The sequence below is a fragment of the Streptomyces abyssomicinicus genome (genome assembly GCF_008974245.1).
In the GTDB taxonomy this organism is placed as follows: Bacteria; Actinomycetota; Actinomycetes; order Streptomycetales; family Streptomycetaceae; genus Streptomyces; species Streptomyces abyssomicinicus.
On record NZ_BBZI01000012.1, the window covers coordinates 242,539 to 254,680 of the forward strand.

Consider the following 12,142-nt stretch of genomic DNA (forward strand, 5'->3'; position numbering starts at 1 on the left):
CGGCCCGTGGAACGCCCATGGCCCGGTCCCCCGCGCAGGCGGGGGACCGGGCCATCGGCCTTCACTCCCCGTCGGAACCGTCGGAACCGTCGGAACCGTCGGAACCGTCGGAACCGTCGGAACCCGAGATGACCGCGCGCAGCGGCGACAGCATCCGGTTGACCTCCCGGACGTCGGCCGTGCGGCCCAAGTGGTAGCGGGCCTCGGCGCCCTGGGCCCCCGCGAACGGCTCGCCCCGGTCGCCGAAGAACTGCACGGCCTCCCGGGGACGGCAGCGCTTGGAGACCCAGCGCAGCCCCTGCGCCGAGGAGCAGTGCTCCCGGATCACCTGGACCCAGTAGCGGGTCTTGTCGTACTCCCGGTGCTCGCAGTCGACCAGCCACTCGTCCTGCCACACCGTGGCCAGCCCCTCCGCCGTGGTGAGGTCCACCAGCCGCACGTCCGCGGTGGTGCGCACCGCGGTGAGCAGGTACCGGGACGCCTGCGCCCACGGGATCCGCCGGACGGCCCCGGGTCCGTCGAACTCCACGGACCGCAGGAAGACCTCGGCCAGCGCGGTCAGCGGCTCCAGCGCCGCGTACAGGTAGGGGTACGGGTCCCGCTCCGTCGCGTCGAAGCGGTTGCCCTTGAAGTAGAGATGGGCGGGGTTGGGGTTGAACTCGACCGGGCCGTACTCCTCGGAGTGGCATCGCCAGACGAGGGTTCCGGCCGGGAGCACGGTGAGCACCGGCTCCATCTTCACGCCCTCGGGCGGGACCTGGAGGGCCATCAGCCGGCCTCCACCAGCTCGAGCGCCGCCACTTCGATCTCCTCGTCGGGCAGGACGCCCAGCAGGTCCGCCGGCACGCCCTGCAGCCAGGTGTTCCTGCCCAGCCACCAGTCGGCGGCGCCCCAGGGGTCCAGGTCCGCGCGGAGCAGCCGGTTGACGCGCAGGACGACGGGGACGGGCTCCAGCGTGCCCGGCCGGAACTGGAACCGCGGACAGCGTGGCGGGGAGTCCGGTCGTGACCGTGGAGACCGGAGCCGGATCAGCGCGGGGTCCGGGCCGTGTCCGGCGAGGAACTCGGCGTGTTCCCGCTCGGTCAGCGCGGGGGCCGCCAGCAGCTGGTCCCGGGACCGCGCCAGCAGCTCCTCCGGGCCCGGGTCCGCCGGCCCCTCCGCCGCTCCCGCCGCCGGTCCGCCGCGCGGCCCGGCCGACAGCCCGGCCGACAGTCCCGCCGACAGGCCCGTCAGGAGCGACGTCAGGGCCTCGGCGGACGGCACGGAGGGGGCGCCGGTTCCGGTCACCGCGTACCGGTGACCGGTCAGGGCGTCGGACAACGGGCTGTCCTCGGGCAGGACGGCCAGCGCCCGGCGCAGCCGCCGGACGGCCGAGCCGGCCGGCCGTCCCTCCGCCACCGCGTCCCTCACCTCGCGCAGGGCGGCGACCACCTCCTCCCGCTCGTCCGCCGAGACGCCGTCGTCCGCGAGACAGCTCACCAGCGCCTCCTGATGGGCCGCCAGGAAGCCGATCAGTTCCTCCGAGTTCACTTCCGCACACCTCCCGAGGGGTTGCCGTGGTGGACGAACGCCGCCCAGACGTCGCTCTCGTCGAAGCTCCGGTCCCAGAAGCGCCGGGGGAACCCCTCCAGCGCCGGCACCGGGGGCCGGTCGCCCGGCGCGGCGACCATCCAGCGCTGGGCGGCGCGCAGGGCGTCGGGCGGTGCGACGCCCGCCGCGATCCGGTCGTGCAGGACCAGCGTCAGGACCACCGAGTCGATGTCGTCCACGCCCCACCGGGTGCCGACGGCATCGGCGGCCAGCCGGTGCACCAGCACGGAGGTGACGGTCAGGGCCTCGTCGTGGTCGCGGGTGGTCAGGTCGGTCTCGCAGGCCGAGCACACCACCACCGGGCCGCGCGAGCGGTACGCCTCGCCGTCGTGCGGGGTCTCCAGCAGGGCGGTGAGCGTGAGGTGTTCCTCACCCGGCTCCCCGTCCCGCCCCGGACCGGCCAGCACCAGGGCGGACGTCGTCGGGTCGGGGCCGGCGACACCGTGGCAGGAGAGCTGGACCAGCGAGGCGGGGGCCGCGGCGCGCCCTCCGAGCAGCGAGAGGACGACCTCCGGCGTGGCGGGCGAGCCCTCGTTCTCGTACGTCTCGGCCTGCGGGTAGCAGTGCTCGTGCAGGAGCTGGCTCTCCTTCTCCGCCCAGGCCAGCTGGCCGTACTCGTCCCCGTGGAAGACCAGCGCCGGGCGCTGCCCCGGCTCGAGGCGGCTGCGGGCGGAGGCCCGGAGGAACTCCTGACCGGACGCCGCGTGCGAGACGACCGCGACGTCGAAGACCCGGACCTCCGGCGGCGCGCCAGGCAGGGCCGGCGGACGCAGCACCGCGGCGGGCCAGGGCACCACGCCCAGATCGCCGCAGGGCACCAGCACCAGCCGCACCGGATCGAGCCCGCCGCCCTCCCAGGCGGCGCTCAGCTCCGGCTCGGACAACGCGCGCTCCCACAGGCCGAGTTCGTCGAAGACCGGGCCCAGGACGGTTCCGGCCCAGACACAGACCTGGTCGAGGGCGTCCAGCCACTGGGCGTGCACCCGCTTCCTCTCCTGCGGCGAGACGGTGCGGCCGCCACGGGTCACCTCCTTCCACCGCGCACCGGCCTCCGTCAGCCCGGCCACCGAGGCGCGGCCCTCGGCCGACAGGGCGCGCAGTCCGACGGCCCGGGTGGGACCGCCGGGCGTGGTGAGCAGCACGGCGCCGTCGTTCGTCCCGGTGCCGGGCAGCAGGTGGACCATGACGTCCACGCCCGCGGGGGCCAGGCCGGCCCGCAGCGCGGCCACGCGTTCGGCCGGGGAGGCGGGCTCGGCCCCGACCTGCCGCGCCCGCAGCAGGTCGAGGGCCTCCCGCCGCACGTCACCGGGGAGTTCGGCGAGCGGGCCGTCGCCCGGGAACAGGGCCCCGAGGTCCGGGAGCGGAAATCCCCCGCCGGCCGGCGGGGTGACCGCCTCCCGCCAGCGCGTCGCCAGTTCCGTGGCCCCCAGGGCCTCGAGCCGGTCGGCGACGCCCCGTGACTCGGCCGCGGCGGCGAGCACCAGCGAGCGGCCCGCCTCCAGGCAGTCGACCGCCTCGTCGACGCGGCCGGCGCCCAGGGCCCACGCGGCGGCCACCCGACCGTGGTCCGCGCCGCCCCGAGCGACCTGAAGACCGTGCCGCACCCCCTGCTGGAGCAGCACCTCGTCGGCCGTGGCGCGGAGCGAGTCGCGGGCGGCGGTGACGGCCGCCGACAGGTCGTCCGCGGCCTCGGGGGTGCCGGGGCGGGCGGCCGCACGGTCGGCGAGCAGCGACGCGTACAGCCAGTGCGCACTCGACCCGTCGGGCGCCCCGCCGCCCGGCGGAAGCGCGGCGCACGCCGCCCGGGCCTCGGTCACGGCCTCGTCCAGGGCCGCCGGGTCGCCGGTGCGCAGGTACAGGCTGTCCAGGCCGATCGCCAGCGCGGTGCGGGTCTTCACCTGGAAGTCGACCGTGGCGTCGGGACGTTCGAGCGCGGCCCTGGTCTGCCGGATGCCCGCCCGCAGTTCCTCGGGGTCCGAGCCGAGCATCGTGGACAGGGCCCGCAGCGGGGCCGAGGAGACGTCCCGCATGCTCTCCAGCGTGCCGCCCGCCATGCCCAGGCTCGCCCACGCGGTCTCCATGTGGGAGACGGCCTTCTGCATGTCCTCGCGGTCACGGGTGATCCCGGCCCGCACCAGATGGGCGTAGCCCAGGTGGTAGGTGAGGATCGCGGGAGCCTCCCAGGCGGTCGCCGGTTCGAGGCCGTTCCGCAGCCCCTCCATCTGGGCGATGAGGTCGTCCACCAGGGCCAGGTCGCGGCTCTCGTTCGCGGCGACGACGCGCATCTGGAGGCGCATCGCGTCGGCGAGGGTGCGCATCGGGTCGGGGGCCGAGCCCTCCGGAAGCGGGGGGAGGGCGTTCAGCACCTGGCTCGCGGCCTCCATGTCCTGCAGGGAGCCGCCGGTCATGCCCGCGACCGTCAGGAGGACCGAGGTGGCGATGGGGAGCCAGTCGGCGCGGCCCGCCTCCTCCAGCTCCCCGGCCGACTCCTTGAGCTGGGCCATCGCGGTCCGCAACTGCCGCCGGTCCCCGGTGCGCAGGGCCTGCGCGGCGTGCAGCATGACGGCGTTCATCCGGGACGACAAGGGGGCGTCGTCCTGGGACAGCCGGTGCAGGAGGTCGCCGACCTCGTCGCTGTCCACCACACCGGGGGAGGTCGCCTCGAGGAGGGCCAGCATCTCCCGCAGGTACTCCGGGTCGTCGACCGGGCCGGGCCCGTCCGACGGCGGGGAGGCGGACGACGGCGGGGAGGCGGACGACGGCGGGGAGGCGGACGACGGCGGCACGAGGGCGGGGTTCCGCAGGAACGGCAGCGTCGCGGAGATCATGCGGCGCAGCGGTGCGGGGTAGGCGTCCACCTGGCCGAGCATCAGCTCGGCGGCCTCCGTCATCGCCGCCGGGTCGGCTGCGGGGCCCGCCGCGAGGACCGGGAGGATCCGGGCCAGGTCCCGCAGGTGCGGGGGCAGCTGCCGGTCCGCGCCGGTCTCGGCGGCCAGCTGGAGGAGCAGTTGCATGTCCTCGACGAAGCCGGCCCCGCCGTACCTGGCCGGTGTGCCCACCCGGAGGTACTCGCCGAAGGTGGCGACGTCGAACCGTGTCTGCGACGCCTGAGGCAGGGACTTGACCCGGTGGACCAGGACGAGGATCAGGTTCTTGCGCGCCGTGTCGCGCTCCTCGGGCGACAGCGCGTCGCACTGCCGCGCCGAGTCCAGCAGGTCCAGCGCCCGCAGCCGGTCCTCGTCGGCGCGGTCGAGCACCCACCGGATCCCGGCCAGCAGCCCCAGACGGGCCCGCAGCCGGCCGGCCAGCTCCACGGCCGGGGCGCCGGCGGCCGACGCCTCGGCGAGCAGCGCCTCGCACCGCGTGACCCATGTGTCCAGTTCGGGCCCGCGCAGGCCTTCGTAGGCCTCCAAATCGTCCGGCACCCGGCAGGAATCCGTCGCCGTCAGGGCCGCCCCGGCCCGCTCCGGCAGTGCCGTCGCCTCGCTGTCGCTCATCCTCGGCTCCTCCCCAGGGCATCATGCCCATTCGACCGTCCCGGAGGGACGCATTGCGCCGAAGTCGTCCAACCGCCCGGAATCCGCCCGGAGTTCACCCTGCGCGGAGTCCGTCACCGGCCGGCGGGGGGCCGTCCGGTCGTCCTCGGGGCGTCGCGCGTGCGGTTGTGGGGAGGGTGTGGCACGACGGCCTCCCCTCCGGCCATGCTGGGGGCGCCCGAGGCAGACAGCACAGGGGGAGGCCCGATGCCGGGAGAGACGACCGTGACGAGCTCAGGACAACCGCCGGCCGGCCCGTCCGTCCCCTACCAGGAGGTCACCGACGACGCCTACGCGCCCGCGTACGTGCGGGGCGCCCGGATCCTCTCGTCCGACCCCGAGGCGACCGTCCTCGGCGGGACCTGCCCCCGGTGCGGCTGCCCCTGTGTCTTCGAGCACGTGCCCCGCACCTTCCGCAGTCCCCGCCGCGGGCCGAGAGTGCGCGAGATCCCGATGATGTGCACCTGCACCACCGGACACGAGGACCGGCCGGCCGGTGAGGAAGGCTGCGGCGCCTACTGGAACGTCCGCCTGGAGGACCTGTGACCCCGGCCCCGCCGCGCCTCGCCCCGGGGCGCCCGGCCACCGCGGCCGACCGGGAGGCGGCGCGCAGGATGCGCCAGGCGCTGTCGGAGGAGCTGCCACGGGTCCGGGAGGCCGCCACGGCCTGGCGCAACGGCCTCGCCGGTCTCTTCGTCGGGCTGCTCAGCTTCGGTCTGATCAAGGGGCGCGCCGACGTCGGCACCCTGGCCCCGCCGTACGGCGCCGTCGTGGGCTCCATGCTGCTGGTCTCCCTGGTCTGCGGGGCGGTGGGCGCCCTGTTCCTGCTGCGCGCCGCGCACGGCGCCCCGTCGGCGACACCGACCGCCGGAGCGGGCCGCCCCGCGACGGCGCAGGCCGCCGACCACCTGGAGACCATGCGGGCCGTGGACGCCATGCGCCGCGGCGTGGCCCTCACCATGGCGTGCGGCGCGCTGCTCGTGGCCGGTGTGGCGGTCACCTGGTACGGGCCGGGGAAGGACAAGCCCCGCATCCTGGTGAGGACCCCGGCCGGCACCGAGTGCGGCACCCCCCGACGCGCGGAACGCGGCACGCTGGTCCTGAGGACGGAACTGGGCGAGGTGCGCGTGTCGCTGGCGGAGGCCACGGCGGTCATCGCGGTGGAGACCTGCCCAGGAGCCCCCGCCGCCAAGTGAGGCGGCCCCGGGCCCCGCCCCCCGGTCCCCGCCCCCGGGCTCCGGACCCCGGACCCGGACCCGGACCCGGCCCCCGCGCCCCGCCCTCGCCCCAGGGACCGGGACCGGGGCGCGCCCACCATGAGGGCATTGCATAAAAATGCGGGCCACCGTATAGTCGTGCCATCGATAGGGAGGACCCATGACGGTACGAGTGGCGGTTGCCGGAGCGAGTGGATACGCGGGCGGGGAACTGCTGCGCCTGCTGCTCGCGCACCCCGAGGTGGAGATCGGCGCGCTGACCGGGAACTCCAACGCCGGACAGCGGCTCGGCGCGCTGCAGCCGCACCTGCTGCCGCTGGCCGACCGGGTGCTGGAGGAGACCACGCCCGAGGTGCTCGCCGGCCGGGACCGACGGCACGACGTGGTGTTCCTCGCGCTGCCGCACGGGCAGTCCGCGGCCGTGGCCGACCAGCTCGGCCCGGACGTGCTGGTGGTCGACATGGGCGCGGACTTCCGCCTCGCCGACGCCGCCGACTGGGAGGCGTTCTACGGCTCCCCGCACGCCGGCACCTGGCCGTACGGCCTTCCCGAACTGCCGGGCGCCCGTGCCGCGCTGGAGGGGTCCAAGCGCGTCGCGGTGCCCGGCTGCTACCCGACCGCCGTGTCGCTCGCGCTGTTCCCGGCCTACGCCGCCGGCCTGGCCGAGCCGGAGGCGGTGGTCGTCGCCGCGTCCGGCACCTCCGGCGCCGGCAAGGCCGCCAAGCCGCACCTGCTGGGCAGCGAGGTCATGGGGTCCATGTCGCCCTACGGCGTCGGCGGCGGCCACCGGCACACCCCCGAGATGATCCAGAACCTCAGCGCCGTCGCGGGGCAGCGGGTGGGCGTGTCGTTCACGCCGGTCCTCGCGCCCATGCCGCGGGGCATCCTCGCCACCTGCAGCGCCAAGGTGAAGCCGGGCGTCACCGCCGAGGACGTGCGGGACGCGTACGCCAAGGCGTACGCCGACGAGCCGTACGTCCACCTGCTGCCCGAGGGGCAGTGGCCGGCCACCGGCTCCGTCGTCGGCTCCAACGCCGTCCAGGTGCAGGTGGCCCACGACGCGGCCGCCGGCCGGGTCGTCGCCGTCGCCGCCATCGACAACCTCACCAAGGGCACCGCGGGCGGCGCGGTGCAGAGCATGAACATCGCACTGGGTCTGGACGAGACCACCGGACTTTCCACGATCGGAGTCGCACCGTGAGTGTCACGGCAGCCAAGGGGTTCACGGCCGCGGGCATCGCCGCCGGGATCAAGGAGAACGGCAACCCCGACCTCGCGCTGGTCGTCAACAACGGCCCCCGCCTGTCCGCCGCCGGCGTCTTCACCTCCAACCGCGTCAAGGCCGCGCCGGTCCTGTGGTCCGAGCAGGTCCTCAAGGGCGGCGAGGTGTCCGCCGTGGTCCTCAACTCCGGCGGGGCCAACGCCTGCACCGGCCCCAAGGGCTTCCAGGACACCCACGCCACCGCCGAGAAGGCCGCCGAGGTCCTCGGCCTGAACGCCGCCCAGGTCGCGGTCTGCTCGACCGGGCTGATCGGCGTCCTGCTGCCGATGGACAAGCTGCTGCCGGGCGTCGGCACGGCCGCCGCCCAGCTCTCCGAGCACGGCGGGGAGAAGGCGGCCATCGCCATCAAGACCACCGACAGCGTGCACAAGACCTCGGTCGTCACCAAGGACGGCTGGACCGTCGGCGGCATGGCCAAGGGCGCGGGCATGCTCGCCCCCGGCCTGGCCACCATGCTCGTCGTGATCACCACCGACGCCGACCTGGACCCCGCCGTCCTCGACACGGCGCTGCGCGACGCCACCCGCGTCACCTTCGACCGGGTCGACTCCGACGGCTGCATGTCGACCAACGACACCGTGCTGCTCCTCGCCTCCGGCGCGTCCGGTGTCACCCCGGACCGGCAGGAGTTCGCCGAGGCCGTCCGCGCGGTCTGCGACGACCTCGGCCAGCAGCTGATCCGCGACGCCGAGGGCGCCAGCAAGGACATCAAGGTGGAGGTCGTCAACGCCGCCTCCGAGGCCGACGCCGTCGAGGTGGGGCGCTCGATCGCCCGCAACAACCTCCTGAAGTGCGCCATCCACGGCGAGGACCCCAACTGGGGCCGAGTGCTCTCCGCCATCGGCACCACGGGCGCCGCGTTCGAGCCCGACCGGCTCAACGTCGCCATCAACGGCGTGTGGGTCTGCAAGGGCGGCGGCGTCGGCGAGGACCGGGAGCTGGTCGACATGCGCTACCGCGAGGTGCACATCGTCGCCGACCTCGCGGCCGGCGACGAGACGGCCACCATCTGGACCAACGACCTCACCGCGGACTACGTCCACGAGAACAGCGCGTACTCCTCATGACGACGACCGGGAAGAACGGCAGCGGCCCCACGCGCCGGCACACCGCCCTGCCCAAGGCGCAGATCCTCATCGAGGCGCTGCCCTGGCTGACCCGCCACCGCGGGAAGACCGTCGTCATCAAGTTCGGCGGCAACGCCATGGTCGACGAGCAGCTCAAGGCCGCCTTCGCGCAGGACGTCGTCTTCCTGCACCACGCCGGGCTGAAGCCGGTCGTGGTGCACGGCGGCGGCCCGCAGATCAGCGCGGCGCTCGACCGGCACGGCATCGTCAGCGAGTTCAAGGCCGGCCTGCGGGTCACCACCGAGGAGGCCATGGACGTGGTCCGGATGGTGCTCGCCGGGCAGGTCCAGCGCGAGCTGGTCGGCCTGCTGAACGAGCACGGCCCGCTCGCCGTCGGCCTGACCGGCGAGGACGCCCACACCCTGACCGCCACCAAGCACCTCGCCGAGATCGACGGCGAGTTCGTCGACATCGGCCGGGTCGGCGAGATCACCGCGATCGACACCGGCGCCATCGAGGCGCTGCTGGCCGACGGCCGGATCCCGGTCGTGTCGTCGATCGCCCGCTCCCAGGACGACGGACATGTCTACAACGTCAATGCTGATACGGCGGCTGCGGCACTCGCTGCGGCGCTCGACGCCGAGACGCTCATGGTCCTCACGGACGTCGAAGGGCTCTACGAGGACTGGCCCCACAGCGACGAGGTGATCAGCCGCCTCACCGCGAGCGAGCTCGAGAAACTCCTGCCGGAGCTGTCCTCCGGCATGGTGCCGAAGATGGAGGGCTGCCTGCACGCCGTGCGCAACGGCGTCGGCAACGCCCGCGTCATCGACGGCCGGGTCCAGCACTCGATCCTGCTGGAGATCTTCACCGACGAGGGGATCGGCACGATGGTCGTGCCCGACGATCCCGCCGTCGCCGACGAGAAGGGGCAGTCGTGAGCAACGCCGGACTGACGGAGCGCTGGAACGGCGCCCTGATGGACAACTACGGCACCCCCCGGCTGCCGCTGGTCCGCGGCGAGGGCGCCAAGGTCTGGGACGCCGAGGGCAAGGAGTACCTCGACTTCGTCGGCGGCATCGCCGTCAACGCCCTGGGCCACGCCCACCCGGCGGTCGTGGAGGCGGTGTCCCGGCAGATCGCCTCGCTGGGCCACGTCTCCAACCTGTTCGTCGCCGAGCCGCCCGTGGCGCTCGCCGAGCGGCTGCTGGAACTGTTCGGGCGGGACGGCCGGGTCTTCTTCTGCAACTCCGGCGCCGAGGCCAACGAGGCCGCCTTCAAGCTCGGCCGGCTCACCGGCCGCCGCCACGTCGTGGCCACCCAGGGCGGTTTCCACGGCCGCACCATGGGCGCGCTGGCCCTCACCGGCCAGCCCGGCAAGCAGGAACCGTTCCTCCCGCTCCCCGGCGACGTCACCCACGTCCCCTACGGCGACGCGCAGGCCCTGGCGGCCGCCGTCACCGACGAGACCGCCATGGTGATCATCGAGCCGGTGCAGGGCGAGAACGGCGTGGTCGTGCCCCCGGCCGGCTACCTCAAGGCGGCCCGCGCCATCACTGCGGCGAGCGGCGCGCTGCTCGTCCTGGACGAGGTGCAGACCGGCATCGGACGCACCGGCAACTGGTTCGCCTACCAGGCCCACGAGGGCGTGCTGCCCGACGTGGTCACCCTCGCCAAGGGCATCGGAGGAGGCCTGCCGCTGGGCGTCACCGTCGCCTTCGGCCGCGCCGCCGAGCTGTTCCGGCCGGGCCACCACGGCACCACCTTCGGCGGCAACCCGGTCGCCTGCGCGGCCGGCCTCGCCGTCCTGGACACCATCGCGGACGACGGGCTGCTCGACAACGTCAAGCGGCAGAGCGAGCGGCTGGTCACCGGGATCGAGGCGCTGGACAGCGCGCTGGTCTCCCACGTCCGGGGCGAGGGCCTGCTGCTGGGTATCGTGCTCACCGGGCCGCTCGCACCGCAGGTGCAGCAGGCGGCCCAGGAGGCCGGGTTCCTGGTGAACGCGCCCGCCCCCGACGTCGTGCGGCTGATGCCCCCGCTGACCCTCGCCGACGCGGAGACGGACGCCTTCCTCCAGGCGCTCCCCGGCATCCTCGCCACGGCCGATGCCACAGCCCGCTGAGGGCGGACGACCGGATCCGGAGACGTAGAACACGATGAGTCAGGCGCAGGACCACGAGCAGCAGGGCGGGCCCGCCGTGCCGCAGACCCGCACCGCACGGCACCGCCGGATCGTCGACATCCTCAACCGGCAGCCGGTGCGGTCGCAGAGCCAGCTGGCCAAGCTGCTCGCCGACGACGGACTGAGCGTCACCCAGGCGACGCTCTCCCGGGACCTCGACGAGCTGAACGCGGTGAAGATCCGCAACACCGACGGCGAGCTGATCTACGCGGTGCCCAGCGAGGGCGGCTTCCGCACGCCCCGGGCGCCGCTGGGGGAGTCCGCCAAGGAGGAGCGGATGCGGCGGCTCTCCGGCGAGCTGCTGATCTCGGCGGAGGCGTCCGCCAACCTCGTGGTCCTGCGCACCCCGCCCGGGGCCGCGCAGTTCCTCGCCTCGGCCATCGACCAGGCGGAGCTGCACGACATCCTGGGCACCATCGCCGGCGACGACACCCTGCTGCTGATCAGCCGCGAGGCGACCGGCGGCCAGGCGCTCGCCGACCACCTGCTGTCGCTGGCCCAGAACAGCCGCCGCACGTCCCCGTGACGGCCGCCGGCCGGCGGCTCAGTACCGGGTGATCGCCGTCGGCCCGCCCGCGGTGCCGATGGCGATGTGCGGGGCCCGGGCGGGGTCGGCCCAGCGCAGGACGCGGCGCATGGCGTCGGCCGGCACCGAGACGCAGCCGGCCGTCGCGCCGCTGCCGTCGACGTGCAGGAAGACGCCCGCGCCGCGCTCCCGCACCGGCTCGCGGTAGTTGAAGCCGACGACGAGCGCGTGCGCGTACTGCCGCGGGTAGCCGATCAGGTGCTCGGCCTCGCCGGGCCGGCAGTCGGCGGCCAGCGGCTCGCTCCAGCGGTTGTACGCGCGGGAGCCGTTGTCCTGGCACCACCACGCGTCGGGCCCCACCCGGCGGTACGGGTACCGGGCGCCCGCGGGCGCGGGCTCGACGCCGAAGGCGAACGGCAGACCGAAAAGCCCCGTGGGCGTGGTGGCGGTGCCCTGACGGCGGGTCGCGCCGTCGGTGAGCCCGTTCGCCCCGAACCGCGCGGGCGCCGAGCCGGCCCGCTCCCAGCGGCCGCCGCCCGTCCGCTCCCACCAGGTGACCGTGCCGGTGGTGCTCGCCGTGGACGCCGCCTCGGCGGTGATCAGCTGGGAGCCGCCCCCGGTGTCCGCCATCCGCCCGGGCAGGGTCTCGTCCGGCGGCGGGGCGCCCGGCGCGGTCCAGGCGCAGAGCAGGGGCAGGCAGCAGGCGAGCGCGAAGGCACGTAGGCGCATGCGCCCATCG

General features: G+C 74.9%; 11 protein-coding genes. 7 read left to right on the top strand and 4 right to left on the bottom strand.

Translation table 11 applies throughout. The features are described 5' to 3' along the window. Positions 1 to 61: 61 nt before the first annotated feature. The 3 genes from GBN72_RS28415 to GBN72_RS28425 are packed head-to-tail and all read right to left on the bottom strand — an operon-like array spanning position 62 to position 5,087. Entirely contained in the window at positions 62 to 769 is a 708-nt protein-coding gene (locus tag GBN72_RS28415; protein WP_151774969.1) for an RES family NAD+ phosphorylase, read from the bottom strand. Continuing rightward, on the bottom strand, positions 769 to 1,530 hold the full coding sequence (locus GBN72_RS28420) for a serine/threonine-protein kinase (RefSeq protein ID WP_151774805.1): 762 nt from the start codon (positions 1,528 to 1,530) through the stop codon (positions 769 to 771). Before GBN72_RS28420 ends, GBN72_RS28415 begins: the two co-directional genes overlap by 1 nt. Next, on the bottom strand, positions 1,527 to 5,087 hold the full coding sequence (locus GBN72_RS28425; protein ID WP_151774806.1) for a CHAT domain-containing protein: 3,561 nt from the start codon (positions 5,085 to 5,087) through the stop codon (positions 1,527 to 1,529). Before GBN72_RS28425 ends, GBN72_RS28420 begins: the two co-directional genes overlap by 4 nt. Before the next feature lie 264 nt (positions 5,088 to 5,351). Here GBN72_RS28425 and GBN72_RS28430 point away from each other — a divergent pair, with 264 nt between their 5' ends. The 7 genes from GBN72_RS28430 to GBN72_RS28460 all read left to right on the top strand — a co-directional run bounded on the left by GBN72_RS28430 (position 5,352) and on the right by GBN72_RS28460 (position 11,403). Next, complete coding sequence (locus GBN72_RS28430; RefSeq protein WP_246212975.1) at positions 5,352 to 5,672, top strand: hypothetical protein; 321 nt, start codon at positions 5,352 to 5,354, stop codon at positions 5,670 to 5,672. After that, entirely contained in the window at positions 5,669 to 6,322 is a 654-nt protein-coding gene (locus tag GBN72_RS28435; protein ID WP_151774808.1) for a hypothetical protein, read from the top strand. Before GBN72_RS28430 ends, GBN72_RS28435 begins: the two co-directional genes overlap by 4 nt. Before the next feature lie 181 nt (positions 6,323 to 6,503). Then, positions 6,504 to 7,544: an N-acetyl-gamma-glutamyl-phosphate reductase gene (gene argC, locus GBN72_RS28440; RefSeq protein WP_151774809.1), complete on the top strand. Its 1,041-nt coding sequence runs from the start codon at positions 6,504 to 6,506 to the stop codon at positions 7,542 to 7,544. Beyond that, positions 7,541 to 8,692, top strand: coding sequence for a bifunctional glutamate N-acetyltransferase/amino-acid acetyltransferase ArgJ (gene argJ / locus GBN72_RS28445; RefSeq protein ID WP_151774810.1), 1,152 nt, complete (start codon positions 7,541 to 7,543; stop codon positions 8,690 to 8,692). Before argC ends, argJ begins: the two co-directional genes overlap by 4 nt. Then, on the top strand, positions 8,689 to 9,633 hold the full coding sequence (gene argB / locus GBN72_RS28450; protein WP_151774811.1) for an acetylglutamate kinase: 945 nt from the start codon (positions 8,689 to 8,691) through the stop codon (positions 9,631 to 9,633). The genes argJ and argB overlap by 4 nt, the downstream gene beginning before the upstream one ends. Beyond that, positions 9,630 to 10,817: an acetylornithine transaminase gene (locus GBN72_RS28455; protein WP_151774812.1), complete on the top strand. Its 1,188-nt coding sequence runs from the start codon at positions 9,630 to 9,632 to the stop codon at positions 10,815 to 10,817. The genes argB and GBN72_RS28455 overlap by 4 nt, the downstream gene beginning before the upstream one ends. A gap of 34 nt (positions 10,818 to 10,851) precedes the next feature. After that, positions 10,852 to 11,403 (top strand): arginine repressor, encoded by a 552-nt coding sequence (locus tag GBN72_RS28460; protein ID WP_151774813.1) that lies wholly within the window; start codon positions 10,852 to 10,854, stop codon positions 11,401 to 11,403. 18 nt (positions 11,404 to 11,421) lie between these two features. Here GBN72_RS28460 and GBN72_RS28465 read toward each other — a convergent pair whose 3' ends face one another. Then, the gene (locus GBN72_RS28465; RefSeq protein ID WP_151774814.1) at positions 11,422 to 12,132 is read right to left on the bottom strand and encodes a L,D-transpeptidase family protein; all 711 of its coding nucleotides are present in this window, start codon (positions 12,130 to 12,132) and stop codon (positions 11,422 to 11,424) included. Between the last annotated feature and the right edge of the window lie 10 nt (positions 12,133 to 12,142).

What these genes read in the sequence shown, in the direction of transcription:
- GBN72_RS28415 (WP_151774969.1), bottom strand. Translation starts at nt 769, where the DNA reads ATGGCCCTCCAGGTCCCGCCCGAGGGCGTGAAGATGGAGCCGGTGCTC.
- GBN72_RS28425 (WP_151774806.1), bottom strand. Translation starts at nt 5,087, where the DNA reads ATGAGCGACAGCGAGGCGACGGCACTGCCGGAGCGGGCCGGGGCGGCC.
- argC (WP_151774809.1), top strand. Translation starts at nt 6,504, where the DNA reads ATGACGGTACGAGTGGCGGTTGCCGGAGCGAGTGGATACGCGGGCGGG.
- argB (WP_151774811.1), top strand. Translation starts at nt 8,689, where the DNA reads ATGACGACGACCGGGAAGAACGGCAGCGGCCCCACGCGCCGGCACACC.
- GBN72_RS28460 (WP_151774813.1), top strand. Translation starts at nt 10,852, where the DNA reads ATGAGTCAGGCGCAGGACCACGAGCAGCAGGGCGGGCCCGCCGTGCCG.
- GBN72_RS28465 (WP_151774814.1), bottom strand. Translation starts at nt 12,132, where the DNA reads ATGCGCCTACGTGCCTTCGCGCTCGCCTGCTGCCTGCCCCTGCTCTGC.